The following is a 19,902-nucleotide window of genomic DNA, read 5'->3' on the forward strand; positions in this document are numbered from 1 at the left end:
TTACCTAACTGAAGCAGGCACGAGGTGCGTGGTGGATTTCCCTTCCCGTTTTGAAGTGATCGTCATCGGCGGCGGTCATGCCGGTACCGAGGCAGCACTGGCCTCAGCACGCATGGGTGCAAAAACCCTGTTACTGACGCATAACGTGGAAACCCTCGGTGCCATGAGTTGCAACCCCGCTATCGGTGGGATCGGCAAAAGCCATCTGGTCAAGGAAATCGATGCCCTCGGCGGCGCGATGGCCATGGCTACCGATAAGGGCGGTATTCAATTTCGCGTATTGAACAGCCGCAAAGGCCCGGCCGTGCGGGCAACCCGCGCTCAGGCTGATCGGGTTCTGTACAAGGCCGCTGTCCGCGAAATCCTCGAAAACCAGCCGAACCTGTGGATATTTCAACAGGCAGCCGACGACCTGATCGTCGAGCAGGAACAAGTGCGCGGTGTTGTCACCCAAATGGGCCTGCGTTTCCTCGCGGATTCCGTGGTGTTAACTACTGGCACCTTTCTCGGTGGACTTATCCACATCGGAATGCAGAATTTTTCCGGTGGCCGTGCCGGTGATCCGCCATCGATCGCCCTGGCTCACCGTTTGCGTGAATTGCCATTGCGCGTTGGTCGCCTGAAAACCGGCACCCCACCGCGTATCGACGGTCGTTCTGTGGATTTCTCGGTGATGACCGAGCAAGCCGGCGATACACCGATCCCGGTGATGTCGTTCATGGGTTCCAAAGAGCAGCACCCGAAACAGGTCAGCTGCTGGATTACCCACACCAACGCCCGCACCCATGAAATCATTGCCGCCAACCTTGATCGGTCGCCGATGTATTCCGATGCCGGTGTGATCGAAGGTATCGGCCCGCGTTACTGCCCGTCGATCGAAGACAAGATCCATCGCTTTGCCGACAAGGAAAGCCATCAGGTCTTCATCGAGCCGGAAGGCCTGACGACCAACGAGCTGTACCCGAACGGGATATCCACATCCTTGCCGTTCGATGTGCAACTGCAGATCGTGCAATCGATCCGCGGCATGGAAAACGCGCACATCGTTCGTCCGGGTTACGCCATCGAATACGACTACTTCGACCCGCGTGACCTGAAGTACAACCTGGAAACCAAAGTCATCGGCGGTCTGTTCTTCGCCGGACAAATCAACGGCACCACCGGTTACGAAGAAGCCGGCGCCCAGGGTTTGCTGGCCGGGGCCAACGCCGCACTGCGTGCTCAGGGCAAAGATGCCTGGTGCCCGCGTCGCGACGAGGCGTACATCGGAGTGTTGGTCGACGACCTGATTACCCTGGGTACCCAGGAACCGTATCGGATGTTCACGTCCCGCGCCGAATACCGCCTGATCCTGCGTGAAGATAACGCTGACCTGCGCTTGACCGAAAAAGGTCGCGAACTGGGTCTGGTGGATGACGCGCGTTGGGCTGCGTTCTGCACCAAACGCGAAAGCATTACGCTGGAAGAGCAACGCCTGAGAAGTACCTGGGTTCGCCCGGGCACTGAGCAAGGCGATGCGATTTCCGAGAAATTCGGCACGCCGCTGACCCACGAATACAACTTGCTCAACCTGCTGAGCCGTCCGGAAATCGACTACGCTGGTCTGATCGCCGTCACCGGTGGGGGTGCAGAAGATCCACAAGTCGCCGAGCAGGTCGAAATCAAGACCAAATACGCCGGTTACATCGATCGCCAGCAGGATGAAATCGCACGGCTGCGGGCCAGCGAAGACACAAAACTGCCTGTGGATATCGATTACACGAATATTTCCGGTCTCTCCAAAGAGATCCAGAGCAAGCTCGGTGCGACCCGTCCAGAGACTTTGGGCCAGGCGTCGCGTATCCCGGGTGTGACGCCGGCAGCGATTTCGCTGTTGATGATTCATTTGAAAAAACGCGGCGCGGGCCGTCAGTTGGAGCAAAGCGCTTGAGTTCGTTGGTCACCTCGCAACATGCAGAAGAGTTATCCACAGGTGCTCGCCAGCTCGGTGTCACGCTGACAGAAACCCAGCACGCTCAGCTGCTGGGTTATCTGGCCCTGTTGATCAAATGGAACAAGGCTTACAACCTGACCGCCGTACGCGATCCGGACGAAATGGTGTCCCGTCACTTGCTCGATAGTTTGAGCGTGATGTCGTTCGTCGAAAACGGCCGCTGGCTGGACGTTGGCAGCGGCGGCGGCATGCCGGGTATTCCCTTGGCCATCCTGTTTCCAGAGTCTCAAGTGACCTGCCTGGACAGCAACGGCAAGAAAACCCGCTTCCTGACTCAGGTCAAACTCGAACTCAAACTGGATAACCTTCAAGTTATCCACAGTCGCGTCGAAGCTTTTCAGCCTGATCAGCCATTCAACGGGATCATTTCCCGGGCGTTCAGCAGCATGGAGAACTTCAGCAACTGGACTCGCCACCTCGGCGACGCCGAAACACGTTGGCTGGCAATGAAGGGCGTTCATCCCGCCGATGAGCTGGTAGCATTGCCGGCAGACTTCCACCTCGATAGCGAACACGCCTTGGCCGTACCCGGTTGCCAAGGCCAACGCCATCTGCTGATACTGCGCCGCACGGCATGATTGGGAACACAAGCAAGAATGGCTAAGGTATTCGCGATAGCGAACCAAAAGGGTGGTGTGGGCAAGACCACCACCTGTATCAACCTCGCAGCTTCCCTGGTCGCTACCAAGCGTCGGGTGCTGTTGATCGATCTCGATCCACAGGGCAACGCCACCATGGGTAGCGGTGTGGATAAACACGGCCTGGAGAACTCGGTCTACGACCTGCTGATCGGCGAATGCGATCTGGCCCAGGCCATGCACTATTCCGAACACGGTGGTTACCAGCTGCTGCCGGCCAACCGCGACCTGACCGCGGCCGAAGTGGTTCTGCTGGAAATGCAGATGAAGGAAAGCCGCCTGCGCAGCGCGCTGGCGCCGATCCGTGAAAACTACGATTACATTTTGATCGACTGCCCGCCATCGTTGTCGATGCTCACGCTTAACGCACTGGTTGCGGCTGACGGGGTGATTATCCCCATGCAGTGCGAGTACTTCGCGCTCGAAGGTTTGAGCGACCTTGTGGATAACATCAAGCGCATCGCTGAGTTGCTGAACCCGAACCTGAAAGTCGAAGGCCTGTTGCGGACCATGTATGACCCGCGCCTGAGCCTGATGAACGATGTTTCGGCGCAGCTCAAGGAACACTTCGGCGAGCAGCTCTACGACACGGTGATTCCGCGCAACATCCGTCTGGCCGAAGCGCCAAGCTATGGCATGCCGGCGCTGGCGTACGACAAATCATCGCGGGGCGCCATTGCCTATCTGGCATTGGCGGGCGAGATGGTTCGTCGTCAACGCAAAAACTCACGCACTGCCGCTGCTCAGGCAACTTAAGGAATCCCCATGGCCGTCAAGAAACGAGGTCTCGGACGTGGACTGGATGCACTGCTGAGTGGTCCGACTGTCAGCTCGCTGGAAGAACAAGCGGTGCAGGCTGATCAGCGTGAGCTGCAGCACCTGCCCCTGGACCTGATCCAGCGCGGCAAGTACCAGCCGCGCCGGGATATGGATCCTCAGGCGCTGGAAGAGCTGGCGCAGTCGATCAAGGCTCAGGGCGTGATGCAGCCGATTGTGGTTCGTCCGATCGGCAGCGGCCGATTTGAGATCATCGCCGGCGAACGCCGTTGGCGCGCCAGTCAGCAGGCTGGGCAGGAAACCATCCCGGCAATGGTTCGCGATGTACCGGATGAAACCGCGATCGCCATGGCGCTGATTGAGAACATCCAGCGCGAAGACCTCAATCCGATCGAAGAAGCGGTGGCTTTGCAGCGTTTGCAGCAGGAATTCCAGCTGACGCAGCAACAAGTGGCCGAAGCCGTGGGCAAATCCCGCGTGACCGTGGCCAACCTGCTACGCTTGATCGCGTTGCCGGAAGTCATCAAAACCATGCTGTCCCACGGCGACCTGGAAATGGGTCATGCACGTGCTTTGCTCGGTTTACCGGAAAATCAACAGGTTGAAGGGGCGCGACACGTTGTCGCACGGGGGCTGACTGTACGCCAGACTGAAGCACTGGTTCGCCAGTGGTTGAGTGGTAAACAGGAACCTGCTGAACCGGTAAAGCCGGACCCGGATATTGCTCGACTCGAACAGCGTCTGGCTGAGCGCCTAGGCTCTGCGGTGCAGATCCGCCACGGTAAAAAGGGGAAGGGGCAGTTGGTGATCGGTTACAACTCCCTTGATGAGCTTCAAGGTGTGCTTGCACACATTCGTTGAAACATTTCCTCATGTAGCGTGCAGTCGGAAATCACTACCTGACAGTTGAATAGGGGCAGAACCGCCCCTATACTCTGCGCGCATTTTGTCGGCACAAATTATGCCAAGTTATTGAATTCTGGCAGCCGATCATTGGGGAGCAAAAACGATGGAGAGCCGCACGCCAAACCGCTTGCCGTTCCATCGCCTGGCAGTTTTTCCGGTCTTACTGGCTCAATTTGTCGTTTTGGTACTGGCCGCTTTGGCGCTCTGGTACTGGCATGGAGTCGTTGCCGGGTACTCAGGACTCTGCGGAGGCCTGATAGCCTTGCTGCCCAATGTTTATTTCGCTCACAGGGCTTTTCGGTTTTCCGGCGCCCGAGCAGCTCAAGCCATCGTCCGGTCTTTTTATGCCGGCGAGGCGGGCAAACTAATTTTGACGGCAGTGCTCTTTGCATTGACGTTTGCAGGTGTGAAGCCATTGGCGCCGCTAGCTGTATTCGGCGTCTTCGTGTTGACCCAACTGGTCAGCTGGTTCGCGCCCCTGCTGATGAGAACAAGACTTTCGAGACCTTAGGGCGTTTGAGGCAACCATGGCAGAGACAACCGCTTCGGGCTATATCCAGCACCACTTGCAGAACCTGACCTTCGGTCAGCACCCAACTGGCGGGTGGGGTTTTGCCCACACCGCAGCAGAAGCCAAAGAAATGGGCTTCTGGGCTTTCCACGTCGATACTCTCGGCTGGTCGGTCGCGTTGGGTCTGATCTTCGTTCTTCTTTTCCGCATGGCGGCAAAGAAGGCGACTTCCGGTCAGCCTGGCGGCCTGCAGAACTTCGTCGAGGTTCTGATCGAGTTCGTCGACAGCAGCGTGAAAGATACCTTTCACGGCCGTAATCCATTGATCGCACCATTGGCGCTGACGATTTTTGTCTGGGTGTTCCTGATGAACGCCGTCGACCTGGTTCCGGTCGACTGGATTCCGAAAGTGGCCGCCATCATTACCGGCGACCCGCATCTGGTCTTCCGTGCTGTTCCGACCACTGACCCGAACGCGACTCTGGGTATGTCCCTGTCGGTGTTCGCGTTGATCATTTTCTACAGCATCAAGGTCAAGGGTATCGGCGGCTTCATCGGCGAACTGACCCTGCACCCTTTCGGCAGCAAGAACATCTTCGTTCAAGCCCTGTTGATCCCGGTGAACTTCCTGCTGGAGTTCGTGACGCTGGTCGCCAAGCCAATCTCCCTGGCACTGCGTCTGTTCGGCAACATGTACGCCGGCGAACTGGTCTTCATTCTGATTGCTGTGATGTTCGGCAGCGGTCTGCTCTGGCTTAGCGGCCTGGGCATAGTTCTGCAGTGGGCGTGGGCTGTGTTCCACATCCTGATCATTACCCTGCAGGCGTTTATCTTCATGATGCTGACCATCGTTTACCTGTCGATGGCGCACGAAGAGAACCATTAAGACCAGTCTCGACTAGTCTGATGTCCCACTCGGTCAAACGAGTGGGTGCCCGAACAGGGCTATGAAACGATTTGTTTTACCGCTTTAAAATCTAAAAAACCTAAACCATACGACGTAAAAGTCGGGAGGAAAGATGGAAACTGTAGTTGGTCTAACCGCTATCGCTGTTGCACTGTTGATCGGCCTGGGCGCACTGGGTACCGCAATTGGTTTCGGCCTGTTGGGTGGCAAGTTCCTGGAAGGCGCAGCGCGTCAGCCAGAGATGGTTCCAATGCTGCAAGTTAAAATGTTCATCGTTGCCGGTCTGCTCGACGCCGTAACCATGATCGGTGTTGGTATCGCTCTGTTCTTCACCTTCGCGAACCCATTCGTTGGTCAACTCGCTGGCTAATTACTCGAACCTTCGAGTAATTGGTGTGATGTGCAACGAACGAGCGAGGTGTTGGCGTGAACATTAATGCAACCCTGATTGGCCAGTCCGTTGCGTTCTTCATTTTTGTACTGTTTTGCATGAAGTTCGTGTGGCCTCCGGTCATCGCGGCTTTGCACGAACGTCAGAAGAAGATCGCGGATGGACTGGATGCTGCCAGCCGAGCAGCTCGCGACCTGGAGTTGGCCCAAGAGAAAGCGGGTCATCAACTGCGCGAAGCAAAAGCTCAGGCAGCTGAAATCATTGAGCAGGCCAAGAAACGCGGTAACCAGATCGTTGAAGAGGCTGTTGAAAAAGCCCGTATCGACGCTGACCGTGTGAAGGTTCAGGCTCAGGCCGAGATCGAGCAGGAACTGAACAGTGTCAAAGACGCGCTGCGTGCCCAATTGGGTGCTCTGGCCGTTGGCGGCGCCGAGAAGATCCTGGGTGCCACAATCGATCAAAACGCGCACGCGGAGCTGGTAAACAAACTGGCTGCTGAAATTTAAGCGAGGGCGATCATGGCAGAATTGACCACGTTGGCCCGACCTTACGCTAAGGCAGCCTTCGAGCACGCCCAGGCCCACCAGCAACTGGCCTCTTGGTCAGCCATGCTCGGCCTGGCTGCAGCAGTGTCGCAAGACGACACCATGCAGCGCGTGCTCAAGGCCCCGCGACTGACGAGCGCAAACAAGGCCACCACGTTTATTGACGTGTGTGGCGACAAGTTCGATGCCAAGGCACAGAATTTCATTCACGTCGTTGCCGAAAACGACCGTCTCCCGCTTTTGCCGGAGATCGCCGCTCTGTTTGACCTGTACAAGGCCGAACAAGAGAAATCGGTAGACGTGGACGTAACCAGTGCTTTTGCATTGAACCAAGAACAGCAAGACAAACTCGCCAAGGTTCTCAGTGCACGGCTCGGCCGGGAAGTGCGACTGCACGCTGCGGAGGATGCCACCCTTATTGGTGGTGTCATCATCCGCGCCGGCGACCTGGTAATCGATGGCTCGATTCGCGGCAAACTCGCGAACCTTGCCGAAGCATTGAAATCTTGAGTTTGAAGGGGCAGCAGAGCAATGCAGCAACTCAATCCTTCCGAAATAAGTGAAATTATCAAGGGCCGCATCGACAAGCTCGATGTGACCTCCCAAGCCCGTAACGAAGGCACTGTCGTCAGCGTATCTGACGGTATCGTGCGGATTCACGGTCTGGCCGACGTAATGTACGGCGAGATGATCGAGTTTCCGGGCGGCGTCTTCGGTATGGCTCTCAACCTGGAGCAAGACTCTGTAGGTGCCGTTGTATTGGGCTCTTACCAGTCTCTGGCTGAAGGCATGAGCGCCAAGTGCACTGGCCGCATCCTTGAAGTTCCGGTTGGTAAGGAACTGCTGGGTCGCGTAGTCGACGCACTGGGTAACCCAGTTGACGGCAAAGGTCCGCTGAACAACACCGAGACCGATGCGGTCGAGAAAGTTGCTCCAGGCGTGATCTGGCGTAAGTCGGTAGACCAGCCTGTACAGACTGGCTACAAGGCTGTCGATGCCATGATCCCTGTCGGCCGTGGCCAGCGTGAGCTGATCATCGGTGACCGTCAGATCGGTAAAACCGCTCTGGCGATCGACGCGATCATCAACCAGAAAAACAGCGGCATTTTCTGCGTCTACGTAGCGATCGGTCAGAAACAATCGACCATCGCTAACGTGGTTCGCAAACTGGAAGAAAACGGCGCACTGGCTAACACCATCGTCGTGGCTGCGAGCGCTTCGGAATCTGCAGCACTGCAGTTCCTGGCACCGTACTCCGGTTGCACCATGGGTGAATTCTTCCGCGACCGCGGTGAAGACGCGCTGATCGTTTATGACGATCTGTCCAAGCAAGCAGTGGCTTACCGCCAGATTTCCCTGCTGCTGCGCCGTCCACCAGGCCGTGAAGCTTACCCAGGCGACGTGTTCTATCTCCACTCCCGTCTGTTGGAGCGCGCATCCCGCGTTTCGGAAGAGTACGTAGAGAAGTTCACCAACGGCGCAGTGACCGGCAAAACCGGTTCCCTGACCGCACTGCCGATCATCGAAACCCAGGCTGGCGACGTTTCCGCGTTCGTTCCGACCAACGTGATTTCCATCACCGACGGTCAGATCTTCCTGGAATCGGCCATGTTCAACTCCGGGATCCGTCCTGCTGTGAACGCCGGTGTTTCGGTATCCCGTGTGGGTGGTGCCGCTCAGACCAAGATCATCAAGAAGCTCTCCGGTGGTATCCGTACCGCTCTGGCTCAGTACCGTGAACTGGCGGCATTCGCCCAGTTCGCTTCTGACCTGGACGAAGCGACCCGTAAGCAACTTGAGCATGGTCAGCGCGTTACCGAGCTGATGAAGCAGAAGCAATACGCACCAATGTCGATCGCTGACATGGCGCTGTCGCTGTATGCCGCTGAGCGTGGGTTCCTGACTGACGTTGAAATCGCCAAGATCGGCAGCTTCGAACAAGCGCTGATTGCTTTCTTCAACCGCGATCACGCCGAATTGATGGCGAAGATCAACGTGAAGGGTGACTTCAATGACGAAATCGACGCTGGCATGAAAGCCGGTATCGAGAAGTTCAAGGCCACCCAAACCTGGTAAGCCGCAGCGGGAGCCGCAAGGCTCCCGCTTGCTAACCTGATAGGTGTTACATGGCAGGCGCAAAAGAGATTCGCAGTAAGATTGCGAGCATCAAAAGCACGCAAAAGATTACCAGCGCCATGGAAAAAGTGGCGGTCAGCAAAATGCGCAAGGCACAAATGCGTATGTCTGCTAGCCGTCCTTACGCGGAGCGCATCCGCCAGGTTATTGGTCATTTGGCCAACGCTAACCCGGAATATCGCCACCCCTTCATGATCGAGCGTGAAATCAAGCGCGTCGGTTATGTTGTAGTGAGCAGTGACCGTGGTCTGTGTGGTGGCTTGAACACCAACCTGTTCAAGGCCCTGGTCAAGGACATGGCGGTAAACCGCGAAAACGGCGTCGAGATTGATCTGTGTGTTGTTGGTAGCAAGGGTGCGGCTTTCTTCCGCAACTTCGGCGGTAACGTCGTTGCAGCTATCAGCCACCTGGGTGAAGAGCCGTCGATCAATGATCTGATTGGCAGCGTCAAGGTGATGCTGGATGCCTACCTGGACGGCCGTATTGATCGCCTGTCCGTGGTGTCCAACAAGTTCATCAACACCATGACGCAACAGCCTACTGTGGAGCAGTTGATTCCACTGGAGGCAACCCCGGATCAATCGCTCAAGCACCACTGGGACTATCTCTACGAACCGGATGCCAAAGAGCTGCTTGACGGCTTGATGGTCCGCTACGTTGAGTCGCAGGTCTACCAGGCGGTGGTCGAGAACAACGCGGCTGAACAAGCTGCGCGGATGATCGCGATGAAGAACGCTACCGACAACGCCGGTGATTTGATCAGCGATTTGCAGCTGGTCTACAACAAGGCGCGTCAGGCTGCGATCACCCAAGAGATCTCGGAAATCGTCGGCGGCGCTGCCGCGGTTTAACGGTTCAAATATTCAGAGGATCCAGCTATGAGTAGCGGACGTATCGTTCAAATCATCGGCGCCGTTATCGACGTGGAATTTCCACGCGACAGCGTACCGAGCATCTATAACGCGCTGTTGGTACAAAGCGCGGCAGGGACCACTCTGGAAGTTCAGCAACAGCTGGGCGACGGCGTGGTTCGTACCATTGCGATGGGTTCCACCGAAGGCTTGAAGCGCGGTCTGGAAGTCAAGGACTCCGGCGCAGCCATCTCCGTACCGGTCGGTAAAGCGACCCTGGGCCGGATCATGGACGTACTGGGTAACCCGATCGACGAAGCTGGCCCGATTGACACCGAAGAGCGCTGGGGCATTCACCGTCCTGCGCCAACCTTCGCTGAACAAGCTGGCGGCAACGACCTGCTGGAAACCGGCATCAAGGTTATCGACCTGGTTTGCCCGTTCGCCAAGGGTGGTAAAGTCGGTCTGTTCGGTGGTGCCGGTGTAGGCAAAACCGTAAACATGATGGAACTGATCCGTAACATCGCCATCGAGCACAGCGGTTATTCCGTGTTCGCCGGTGTGGGTGAGCGTACTCGTGAGGGTAACGACTTCTACCACGAGATGAAGGATTCCAACGTTCTGGACAAAGTGGCACTGGTTTACGGTCAGATGAACGAGCCGCCGGGTAACCGTCTGCGCGTAGCACTGACCGGCCTGACCATGGCCGAGAAGTTCCGTGACGAAGGTAACGACGTTCTGCTGTTCGTCGACAACATCTATCGTTACACCCTGGCCGGTACTGAAGTATCCGCACTGCTGGGCCGTATGCCTTCCGCAGTAGGTTACCAGCCGACCCTGGCCGAAGAGATGGGTACTCTGCAAGAGCGTATCACTTCGACCAAAAACGGTTCGATCACTTCGATCCAAGCGGTATACGTACCTGCGGATGACTTGACTGACCCGTCGCCAGCGACCACTTTCGCCCACTTGGACGCCACCGTCGTTCTGTCCCGTGACATCGCTTCCCTGGGTATCTACCCAGCGGTCGATCCACTCGACTCGACTTCGCGCCAGCTGGACCCGAACGTAATCGGCCAGGACCACTACGACACCGCTCGCGGCGTACAGTATGTTCTGCAACGTTACAAAGAACTGAAGGACATCATTGCGATCCTGGGTATGGACGAGCTGTCGGAAGCCGACAAGCAGTTGGTAAACCGTGCTCGTAAGATCCAGCGTTTCTTGTCGCAGCCGTTCTTCGTGGCTGAAGTCTTCACCGGTGCTTCGGGTAAATACGTTTCCCTGAAAGACACCATTGCTGGCTTCAAAGGCATCCTCAACGGTGACTACGACCACCTGCCAGAACAAGCGTTCTACATGGTCGGCGGCATCGAAGAAGCGATCGAGAAAGCCAAGAAACTGTAATCCCGGCGCCCGGCAACGGGCGCTAATTTAGGTTGAGGCAATCAGATGGCTATGACAGTCCATTGCGATATCGTCAGCGCGGAAGGGGAAATCTTCTCCGGCCTGGTCGAGATGGTGGTTGCGCACGGTGCACTGGGTGATCTTGGTATCGCCCTGGGTCACGCGCCGCTGATCACTAATCTCAAGCCGGGCCCGATCCGCCTGATCAAGCAGGGCGGGGAAGAGGAGGTGTATTACATCTCTGGCGGTTTCCTCGAGGTTCAGCCGAACATGGTCAAGGTACTTGCCGACACTGTGCAACGTGCTGCCGACCTGGACGAAGCCTCCGCTCAGGAAGCAGTTAAGGCTGCCGAGAAGGCCTTGCATGACCGTGGTGCAGAATTCGATTACGGTTCTGCTGCCGCACGTCTGGCCGAGGCCGCAGCTCAGCTGCGCACCGTCCAGCAGATCCGCAAGAAGTTCGGCCACTAATAGGCCGCTGCTTGTTGTGCGATTGATTAAAAAGGGTAGCCTCGGCTACCCTTTTTTCTTTTTATATATTCAGAACCTGGTCGCAGCCGCTGACCACTCAGGATTGGTAGCCAGTCATGTCTTTAGAAATCGTTATCCTCGCTGCTGGTCAGGGCACTCGCATGCGTTCGGCACTGCCGAAAGTTCTGCATCCGATTGCCGGTAACTCAATGCTCGGCCATGTTATCCACAGCGCCCGGCAACTTGATCCACAGCGCATCCACGTAGTGATAGGCCATGGTGCCGATGCGGTGCGCGAGCGTCTGGCGGCTGATGATCTGAATTTCGTCCTGCAGGACAAACAGCTTGGAACTGGCCACGCCGTTGCTCAAGCGGTGCCTTTTATTGAGTCCGACACCGTCCTGATTCTTTATGGTGACGTGCCATTGATCGAAGTCGAGACCCTGCAGCGTCTGCTCAAGCAAGTAGCGCCGCAGCAACTGGGTTTGTTGACAGTAGAACTGGACGACCCGACCGGCTATGGCCGCATCGTCCGAAACGCCGACGGCAAGGTAACAGCCATCGTCGAGCAGAAAGACGCCAACGAAGCCGAACGAGCGATCACTGAAGGCAACACCGGCATTCTGGCGCTGCCGTTCGCGCAATTGGGTGGCTGGATGAGCCGTCTATCGAACAACAACGCCCAAGGCGAGTACTACCTGACCGACGTGATCGCGATGGCCGTCAGCGACGGTCTGGTGGTGGCCACCGAGCAACCGCATGACGCCATGGAAGTGCAGGGCGCTAACGACCGCAAGCAGCTTTCCGAGCTTGAGCGTCACTATCAGCTGCGCGCCGGTCGTCGTTTGATGGCTCAAGGCGTGACCCTGCGTGACCCGGCTCGTTTCGATGTGCGCGGTGAAATCACCGTCGGCCGCGACGTGCTGATCGACATCAACGTGATCCTAGAAGGCAAAGTCGTTATCGAGGACGACGTGGTGATCGGCCCGAACTGCGTGATCAAGGACAGCACCCTGCGCAAAGGCGTGGTGATCAAGGCCAACAGCCACATCGAAGGCGCGATTCTCGGCGAAGGCAGCGATGCCGGCCCGTTCGCTCGTTTGCGCCCAGGTACTGTGCTGGAAGCACGCGCCCATGTGGGTAACTTTGTTGAGTTGAAAAACGCTCATCTCGGCGAGGGCGCCAAGGCCGGTCATCTGACCTACCTGGGTGATGCCGAGATCGGCGCGCGTACCAACATCGGTGCGGGCACCATCACCTGCAACTACGACGGCGCGAATAAGTGGAAAACCGTGCTGGGTGAAGATGTGTTCATCGGTTCCAACAACTCGTTGGTTGCGCCTGTGGATATCTCTTCCGGTGCAACTACTGCTGCTGGTTCGACCATTACGCAGAATGTGGATAACGCGCAGTTGGCCGTGGGCCGTGCGCGGCAGAAGAATATCGATGGCTGGAAGCGGCCTGAGAAAATCAAGAAGAGCTGAGTTATCCACACCTCTTGAAGATCAAAAGATCGCAGCCTGCGGTAGCTCCTACAGGGTGAAAAGAAAACCCATTTGTGAGCTGCCGCAGGCTGCGATCTTTTTTCGGTTATCCACAGGTCTTTTTATCGCCCCACGCTTGACGAAGTTTCGCCAATAGGTTTTGATTGCTTCCGTTATCTTTCGAATCGAAACTTACCAAACCATGTCGAAGCGCAATACACCACAACGCCGTCACAACATCCTCACCTTGCTCAATGAGCAGGGCGAAGTCAGTGTGGATGAGCTGGCCAAACGCTTTGAAACGTCAGAAGTTACGGTCCGCAAGGATCTCGCGGCGCTTGAGACCAATGGTTTGCTGCTGCGCCGTTATGGCGGAGCGATTACCCTGCCTCAAGAGCTGGTGGCCGACCTTGGTCAGCCGGTGTCCAAATACAAACAGGCTATTGCTCGCGCCGCCGTTGCGCGGATTCGTGAGCACGCGCGGATCATCATCGACAGCGGCAGTACTACGGCGGCGATGATTCCGGAACTCGGCCAGCAGCCGGGCCTGGTCGTGATGACCAACTCCCTGCATGTCGCCAATGCCTTGAGCGAACTTGAGCATGAGCCGGTACTGTTGATGACCGGCGGCACCTGGGACCCGCATTCCGAGTCCTTTCAGGGGCAGGTGGCCGAGCAGGTCCTGCGCTCTTACGATTTCGACCAGTTGTTCATCGGTGCCGATGGCATCGACCTGGTTCGTGGTACCACCACCTTCAACGAACTGCTGGGGCTGAGCCGCGTCATGGCTGAAGTCGCCCGGGAAGTGGTTGTCATGGTGGAGGCCGACAAGATCGGCCGCAAGATTCCCAACTTGGAGCTGCCCTGGAGCAGCGTCCATACCCTTATTACCGATGATCGCCTGCCGCTTGAGGCACGGGATCAGATTCAGGCCCGCGGAATCAACTTGGTCCTCGCGGCTGTCAGTCAGGAGAAATAGCATGTGTGGAATTGTCGGCGCAGTCGCAGAACGTAATATCACCGCCATCCTGCTCGAAGGCCTCAAACGCCTGGAATACCGTGGCTATGACAGTGCCGGTGTAGCGGTCTACACCAATGACCAAAAGCTTGAGCGTCTGCGACGTCCGGGCAAGGTCAGTGAATTGGAACTGGCGCTGGCCGAAGAACCGCTGGTCGGCCGCCTGGGTATCGCCCACACCCGCTGGGCCACTCACGGTGCGCCGTGCGAGCGCAACGCTCACCCGCATTTCTCCGGTGATCTGGCGGTGGTGCATAACGGCATCATCGAGAACCACGAAGCCCTGCGCGAGCAACTGAAAGCCTTGGGTTACGTGTTCACCTCGGACACCGACACCGAAGTCATTGCTCACCTGTTGAACCACAAACTCAAGGATCTGCCTGATCTGACTGTGGCCTTGAAGGCGACTGTCAAAGAGCTGCACGGTGCTTACGGTCTGGCGGTGATCAGCGCTCAACAACCGGATCGTTTGATTGCGGCCCGCAGCGGCAGCCCGCTGGTCATCGGTCTGGGTATGGGTGAAAACTTCCTGGCTTCCGATCAGCTGGCCCTGCGCCAGGTCACTGACCGCTTCATGTACCTGGAAGAAGGCGATATCGCCGAAATTCGCCGCGACAGCGTTCAGATCTGGGACGTGAGCGGCCAAGTGGTCGAACGTGAATCGGTGCAGTACCGCGATGGCGCCGAAGCCGCCGACAAGGGCGAATTCCGCCACTTCATGCTCAAGGAAATTCACGAGCAACCAGCCGTGGTGCAGCGCACCCTGGAAGGTCGGCTGAGTCCGAACGGCGTGCTGGTGCAAGCGTTCGGTCCACAGGCTGCCGAGCTGTTCGCCAAAGTGCGTAACGTACAGATCGTCGCGTGCGGCACCAGTTACCACGCCGGCATGGTTGCCCGTTACTGGCTCGAAGAACTGGCCGGTATCCCGTGCCAGGTCGAAGTCGCCAGCGAATTCCGCTACCGCAAGGTGGTGGTGCAGGCCGACACGCTATTCGTGACCATCTCCCAGTCCGGCGAAACCGCCGACACCCTGGCTGCCCTGCGCAACGCCAAGGAGCTGGGTTACCTCGCCAGCCTGGCGATTTGCAACGTCGGCATCAGCTCACTGGTGCGTGAATCCGATCTGACTCTGCTGACCCAGGCCGGTCGCGAAATCGGCGTGGCCTCGACCAAAGCCTTCACCACTCAATTGGTAGGCCTGTTGTTGCTGACCTTGTCCCTGGGCCAGGTTCACGGCACGTTGGCCAAAGGCGTCGAAGCCACATTGGTTGAAGAGCTGCGTCGCCTGCCAACTCGCCTCGGCGAAGCCCTGGCCATGGACGGGACCGTCGAAAAAATCGCCGAACTGTTCGCCGAGAAAAACCACACCCTGTTCCTCGGTCGTGGCGCACAATTCCCGGTGGCGATGGAAGGGGCTCTCAAGCTCAAGGAAATCTCCTACATCCACGCCGAAGCCTATCCGGCCGGCGAGCTGAAACACGGTCCATTGGCGCTTGTGGATAACGACATGCCGGTGGTCACCGTGGCACCGAACAACGAGCTGCTGGAGAAGTTGAAGTCCAACCTCCAGGAAGTCCGCGCCCGTGGCGGCGAGCTGATCGTCTTCGCAGACGAACAAGCTGGCATGACCAATGGCGAAGGCACTCATGTTGTGCAAATGCCGCACATTCACGACATCCTGTCGCCGATCCTCTACACCATTCCGCTGCAGTTGCTCTCGTATTATGTTGCCGTGTTGAAGGGCACTGACGTTGACCAGCCGCGAAATCTGGCGAAGTCGGTGACGGTAGAATAAGTTATCCACAGCTGATGGAAACTGGTGGTTTCAGACAATAGATTTTTACAAAATGCCAAAAGCCCCTGATTTCAGGGGCTTTTTATTTTTTATGCCCTCCACAGATGTCCGATTATGGATAGTGATCTTGCTGAAGGTTTAATCTGGTACTGGTGATCAGACTTATTCACAGGGCTGATAATTTCCTGGGACTTTTTGTGCACATTCCATTTTCGAGTATATGTGGAGGCCGCAGAAGGCATGGGAGGTTGGCTTGCGTGGTCGTAGCTTTAAGACGCAGTCCGATATCGATCGGCATATCGAAAAAGGCTTTGGACAAGGAAGTCAGGGGCTTTATTTGCCATGGCTACGCGTGCAAGACGTTCCGTCTCATGGCCGTTTGCGCAAGGTGCATGGAGTAAAGGTTGATCGGCTCCATCACCTGCTGTCTGATCTTGAATACGGGTATTTGCTCGTAGCCGAGTTTCCCCAGATGTGTTGGACATACGTGAGCAATTTCCCATCCTTCCGCAATCTGCGGTTCAGTCGATTGCCCATGCTTTGAATATTCGCTATCCCGTTTATCCAGGCACCAAACAGCCGTGAACGAGCCACCCTAAAAGACAGGACACCGTTTCCACTTACGATGCTCATAGCGCGCATTTCCCTGAGATGATGGTAGCGATGACCTTGACTGCGCTATGGCTTCCGTCAGGTATGAGGATATCTATTCAGTAATCTCTCTACGAGTCGCAACGTTCTAACCAACCGTCATGAATCCACTGTTTCAGCCATGTAACAGCTTGAAGTGGTGCGCTCTCACCAAAGATGACTGCTAGTTCGGAACACAGTTCAGCAAAACTCCAGCCGAGCTGAAACATACCTTTTAGAGCAGTTGCCTCGGCAGATTCGAGACTGCGGTAGTGACAAACCAGTTCGCTGCGCCAGATGACGACTACCTGGTGTGCTTCCAATGCTGTGCTCCCGGGAAACGCGGTTTCATCCTTCACTGCCCGCCACAGTGCGACGCTGTTGAAAGTACATTCCAACCACTGCACGGTGGTGCCGGGACAGACTCGCAGCATCGGCCAGTCCTGCGGTGGCAAAGCGGCCATGTCTTGCATCGTCAGCGGTCGGGATTCAGGTGCGTCGAACGCCAGGGTGAAAGCCCATTCAAACGCGGCTAATTCGGCGAGTGCAGCACTTTGTTCAGGCACCAGATGCTGGCGGAGGAACATTTCAAAACCTCTGCCCAGCCACCTCAAACTGAAATGCGCTGAGGGTGACTGGCGAATGTAAGCCACGGCGAGCTGTGCGAATTCATCGTCGCCCAACCAATGCCAGATTACCGGATAGTCGCCACGCAACACTTCCTGAAGCCGCGCCTGATAGGCGTTGTGATAGATCGCCAAGCCTGTATTTACGTCAAGTGTCGGACTGCCGATCAGGCTTGCTCCCAGCTTGGGATCGGCTATTGCCCGCTCCCCTGACAGATAGTCTTCAAAGGCCAGTTGCCAATCGTTCAGGCGCATTTCAGTCTCCGGCCCAGCACGCTTTCGCCTAGCTCCCGGGCCTTTTGCAATTCGGTCAGCAGCTCTGCAAAAGGCGGGAGGTGGTCATCGCGTTCCAGAAGCGTGGCGACCGGGCCGAGGTGTTCAAGGGTTTTTTGATAGAGTGCCCAGACCGGATCACTCACGGGCTGATCATGGGTGTCGATCACGTAATGGCCGTAATCGCTGTGCCCTGCCAGGTGCAGTTGGCGAATTTTGTTCGCCGGCAAGCCTTGGATGAACGTCCACGGATCGAAGCCGTGATTGCGCGAGCTGACATAGACATTGTTGACGTCCAGCAACAGCTCGCAACCGCTCTCCCGACTGAGGGCTTCAAGAAATTCCCACTCGCTGAAGTCGTCGCCGGCGCTGCGCACATAACTGGAGACATTCTCCAGCACCAGCGGTCGCTGCAAAACGTCCTGAACCTGACGCACTCGGCCAGCCACGTAATAAAGGCTTTCTTCGGTGTAAGGCAACGGTAGCAGATCATGAAGCTGATGGGCGTTGCCGCGGCTCCAGCACAGGTGATCGGAGATCCACGCGGGTCTCACTCGTTCAGCCAATAATTTGAGTTGATTCAGATAGTCTGGATCGAGGGCATGAGGCCCGCCGATGGACAAGGACACGCCATGCATCACCACCGGATAACGCTCGGCAATGGCGCCGAGGTAATACAAGGCTTTCCCGCCCTGAACCATAAAATTTTCGGAGGTGACTTCGAACCAGTCAACGGGGGGCGACTGCTCGAGAATCTGTTGGTAGTAAGCACTGCGCAAGCCCAGGCCGTAGCCCAGGCAAGGAAGGGATGCAGACATTTTGCGGACTCCTCGCAAAGTGGCCGCAGTGGCGCAAACCACTGCGGCGGCATGCAGTGGTCGATTACTCGCCGACCTTGCCACCTGCTTTCATGCATTCGGTCTGCGTCATTGCCTTGAAGCCGTGACCTTTGCAAACACCCTGGCCCTTGCAGGCGTTTTCAGCAGTCTTGCAATCGTTCATGCCTTTGCAAGAAGTCACGCCGTAGCAGTGAACCTGAGCAGCGTCAGCGGCTTGGGCTTGAGTGGCTACACCGGCAAACAGGGTCGCAGCAGCGAAGGCGAGAGCAGCACCGGCGGTAGCGTTTTTGAAGTTCATTTTTATATCCTCGGTAATCGTCAGGGGTGTCGGCTGGACGGTTTGTCAGTCCCGACACAGCACTAGAGAGCACTACCCCTGACGGTGTTACAGAGGTTTAAAAAAAAGTCCCGCTTTACTGGCGCTTTGTTCGTCAGCCTTTGAGACAAATCCCAAAGACTTGCTTATCGCAATGAGTGAACGTTGAGCCGCCTCAAGGATGAGGTGTTCCGTGTTTTTTGTATGGGGATCGGTCTTGTTTTCGCTCCAGGTAATATGAGCGGCATTACTTTTACCCCGCCACTGCGGGTTTTTTTGTTTGAACTCAATTCGGTACTTCGCAAGCCATGTCGGTCTGTCTGAGTCAGTGGCGCCTGAGGGCTCAGATGAGAAATTCCAAGGAAAGCAGTAGGATCAAAATTTGCCTAAAGTCTGTTTTTACAGTTCCTTGCGACGTTCGGCAGCTAGGCGTTCGGCAAGTGTATCGACGTCTGGCACTGCATCCTCCGGCAGGTCACGCAGTGTTGCTTGCATCAGACGCATCTGTCGATTGAATCGTCGGCAATTGGGACAAAACATCAAATGATGACGCATCATCAATGTCTCCCGAAAGCTTAGCTGCCCATCGAGATAGTCACTTGACTGCGCTACTTGTTCTTTACAAGTCAGCATTCACCGGTTTCCTCAAAATGTTCCAGGGTCGCAAAGACTTTCAACCGTGCCCTGTGCAGCAGTACACGAACGTTAGAGAGCGAAACTTCTAGAAGAATACAGATATCTTCCAGCTCCAACCCTTGACGCTCTCGCAGTAGCAACACGCCGCTTTGCAAGTCCGGCAAGCACTGCAACGTGTGCTCCAGGCATAGACGCAACTCGTTTTCGGTCAGCAGGGCTTCGGGCGTGTCTTGATGCCAGGCGAATGGCGCCAGCAGCCAGTGACCATCGTCAGGCGAAAAACGATCATCGCCGATAGTGCCATGAGGCGACGGCAAATCATCGAGTAACACTTCCCGTCGGTTCTGCTTGTAGCGGCTCTTGGCCGAGTTGGCAGTGATGGTCAGCAGCCAGGTTTTAAGGCTCGAACGGCCCTGGAAACCTGCCAGATTACGCACCACTGACAGCCAGGCATCCTGCACCACATCATCGCAACTTCTCGCGCCCACGATAGCGTAGGCCACTGCCCTCATGGCGCTTTGATAAGTAGCGACGAGTTCCCCGTAAGCCTGACTTTCGCCCGTTAGTAAGCGCTTGACCAGTTTCGCGTCGTCATTCATAGGTATGGCGCTCCATCGGAGCGGCATCAATCATCTTCAAAATATTGGGCAAAGAAATACCATCAGAGGGATGGAGCAAGGAGCCAGAATGTTACCACTGACACCAACTCTTCACTTTAGGAACAGTCCCAAAAATACTCAGCCAGTCTTGAG

At 56.5% G+C, this 19,902-nt stretch carries 21 protein-coding genes; 16 read left to right on the forward strand and 5 right to left on the reverse strand.

The features are described from left to right. Positions 1-31: 31 nt before the first annotated feature. From mnmG to glmS, 16 genes are all read left to right on the forward strand, one after another. Positions 32-1,930 (forward strand): tRNA uridine-5-carboxymethylaminomethyl(34) synthesis enzyme MnmG, encoded by a 1,899-nt coding sequence (gene mnmG, locus JFU47_RS17215; RefSeq protein WP_201184514.1) that lies wholly within the window; start codon positions 32-34, stop codon positions 1,928-1,930. Continuing rightward, positions 1,927-2,571, forward strand: a complete 645-nt coding sequence (gene rsmG / locus JFU47_RS17220) for a 16S rRNA (guanine(527)-N(7))-methyltransferase RsmG (protein WP_201184515.1) — start codon at positions 1,927-1,929, stop codon at positions 2,569-2,571. The genes mnmG and rsmG overlap by 4 nt, the downstream gene beginning before the upstream one ends. 18 nt (positions 2,572-2,589) lie before the next feature. Next, positions 2,590-3,387 carry a ParA family protein gene (locus JFU47_RS17225; protein WP_008155709.1) on the forward strand — a complete coding sequence of 266 codons (798 nt, stop codon included), beginning with the start codon at positions 2,590-2,592 and terminating at the stop codon, positions 3,385-3,387. A gap of 9 nt (positions 3,388-3,396) precedes the next feature. Next, positions 3,397-4,269 carry a ParB/RepB/Spo0J family partition protein gene (locus JFU47_RS17230; RefSeq protein ID WP_008027541.1) on the forward strand — a complete coding sequence of 291 codons (873 nt, stop codon included), beginning with the start codon at positions 3,397-3,399 and terminating at the stop codon, positions 4,267-4,269. Between the two features lie 148 nt (positions 4,270-4,417). Continuing rightward, positions 4,418-4,825, forward strand: coding sequence for a F0F1 ATP synthase subunit I (locus JFU47_RS17235; protein ID WP_007948092.1), 408 nt, complete (start codon positions 4,418-4,420; stop codon positions 4,823-4,825). Between the two features lie 16 nt (positions 4,826-4,841). Then, positions 4,842-5,711, forward strand: coding sequence for a F0F1 ATP synthase subunit A (atpB, locus tag JFU47_RS17240; protein ID WP_123367462.1), 870 nt, complete (start codon positions 4,842-4,844; stop codon positions 5,709-5,711). 133 nt (positions 5,712-5,844) lie between these two features. Then, positions 5,845-6,102, forward strand: a complete 258-nt coding sequence (gene atpE, locus JFU47_RS17245) for a F0F1 ATP synthase subunit C (protein ID WP_002555987.1) — start codon at positions 5,845-5,847, stop codon at positions 6,100-6,102. A gap of 56 nt (positions 6,103-6,158) precedes the next feature. Further along, on the forward strand, positions 6,159-6,629 hold the full coding sequence (locus JFU47_RS17250) for a F0F1 ATP synthase subunit B (RefSeq protein ID WP_008155711.1): 471 nt from the start codon (positions 6,159-6,161) through the stop codon (positions 6,627-6,629). 12 nt (positions 6,630-6,641) lie between these two features. Next, complete coding sequence (locus JFU47_RS17255; protein ID WP_033059683.1) at positions 6,642-7,178, forward strand: F0F1 ATP synthase subunit delta; 537 nt, start codon at positions 6,642-6,644, stop codon at positions 7,176-7,178. Between the two features lie 21 nt (positions 7,179-7,199). Further along, positions 7,200-8,744, forward strand: coding sequence for a F0F1 ATP synthase subunit alpha (gene atpA, locus JFU47_RS17260; protein ID WP_033059681.1), 1,545 nt, complete (start codon positions 7,200-7,202; stop codon positions 8,742-8,744). Positions 8,745-8,794: 50 nt separating this feature from the next. Next, the gene (gene atpG, locus JFU47_RS17265; RefSeq protein ID WP_123367463.1) at positions 8,795-9,655 is read left to right on the forward strand and encodes a F0F1 ATP synthase subunit gamma; all 861 of its coding nucleotides are present in this window, start codon (positions 8,795-8,797) and stop codon (positions 9,653-9,655) included. 27 nt (positions 9,656-9,682) lie between these two features. Next, positions 9,683-11,062 (forward strand): F0F1 ATP synthase subunit beta, encoded by a 1,380-nt coding sequence (atpD, locus tag JFU47_RS17270; RefSeq protein ID WP_033059678.1) that lies wholly within the window; start codon positions 9,683-9,685, stop codon positions 11,060-11,062. 45 nt (positions 11,063-11,107) lie between these two features. Next, positions 11,108-11,533, forward strand: a complete 426-nt coding sequence (locus tag JFU47_RS17275; RefSeq protein ID WP_008155716.1) for a F0F1 ATP synthase subunit epsilon — start codon at positions 11,108-11,110, stop codon at positions 11,531-11,533. 116 nt (positions 11,534-11,649) lie between these two features. After that, positions 11,650-13,017 carry a bifunctional UDP-N-acetylglucosamine diphosphorylase/glucosamine-1-phosphate N-acetyltransferase GlmU gene (gene glmU / locus JFU47_RS17280; protein WP_201184517.1) on the forward strand — a complete coding sequence of 456 codons (1,368 nt, stop codon included), beginning with the start codon at positions 11,650-11,652 and terminating at the stop codon, positions 13,015-13,017. 202 nt (positions 13,018-13,219) lie between these two features. Further along, the gene (locus tag JFU47_RS17285) at positions 13,220-13,996 is read left to right on the forward strand and encodes a DeoR family transcriptional regulator (protein ID WP_201184518.1); all 777 of its coding nucleotides are present in this window, start codon (positions 13,220-13,222) and stop codon (positions 13,994-13,996) included. A gap of 1 nt (position 13,997) precedes the next feature. Next, on the forward strand, positions 13,998-15,830 hold the full coding sequence (gene glmS / locus JFU47_RS17290) for a glutamine--fructose-6-phosphate transaminase (isomerizing) (protein ID WP_201184520.1): 1,833 nt from the start codon (positions 13,998-14,000) through the stop codon (positions 15,828-15,830). Between the two features lie 722 nt (positions 15,831-16,552). Here glmS and JFU47_RS17295 read toward each other — a convergent pair. The 5 genes from JFU47_RS17295 to JFU47_RS17315 all read right to left on the reverse strand — a co-directional run bounded on the left by JFU47_RS17295 (position 16,553) and on the right by JFU47_RS17315 (position 19,749). Beyond that, positions 16,553-17,341 carry an HvfC/BufC N-terminal domain-containing protein gene (locus JFU47_RS17295; RefSeq protein WP_201184521.1) on the reverse strand — a complete coding sequence of 263 codons (789 nt, stop codon included), beginning with the start codon at positions 17,339-17,341 and terminating at the stop codon, positions 16,553-16,555. Next, positions 17,332-18,177, reverse strand: coding sequence for an MNIO family bufferin maturase (gene bufB / locus JFU47_RS17300; protein WP_201184523.1), 846 nt, complete (start codon positions 18,175-18,177; stop codon positions 17,332-17,334). The genes JFU47_RS17295 and bufB overlap by 10 nt, the downstream gene beginning before the upstream one ends. 64 nt (positions 18,178-18,241) lie before the next feature. After that, entirely contained in the window at positions 18,242-18,496 is a 255-nt protein-coding gene (gene bufA2, locus JFU47_RS17305) for a BufA2 family periplasmic bufferin-type metallophore (protein WP_140675825.1), read from the reverse strand. 417 nt (positions 18,497-18,913) lie between these two features. After that, a complete protein-coding gene (locus tag JFU47_RS17310) occupies positions 18,914-19,147 on the reverse strand; it encodes an anti-sigma factor family protein (RefSeq protein ID WP_140675821.1) in 234 nt (77 codons plus the stop codon). Further along, on the reverse strand, positions 19,141-19,749 hold the full coding sequence (locus tag JFU47_RS17315) for an RNA polymerase sigma factor (RefSeq protein ID WP_201184524.1): 609 nt from the start codon (positions 19,747-19,749) through the stop codon (positions 19,141-19,143). Before JFU47_RS17315 ends, JFU47_RS17310 begins: the two co-directional genes overlap by 7 nt. Positions 19,750-19,902: the final 153 nt, after the last annotated feature.

It is taken from the genome of Pseudomonas sp. TH39(2020), from assembly GCF_016650715.1.
Taxonomy (GTDB): Bacteria; Pseudomonadota; Gammaproteobacteria; order Pseudomonadales; family Pseudomonadaceae; genus Aquipseudomonas; species Aquipseudomonas mandelii_C.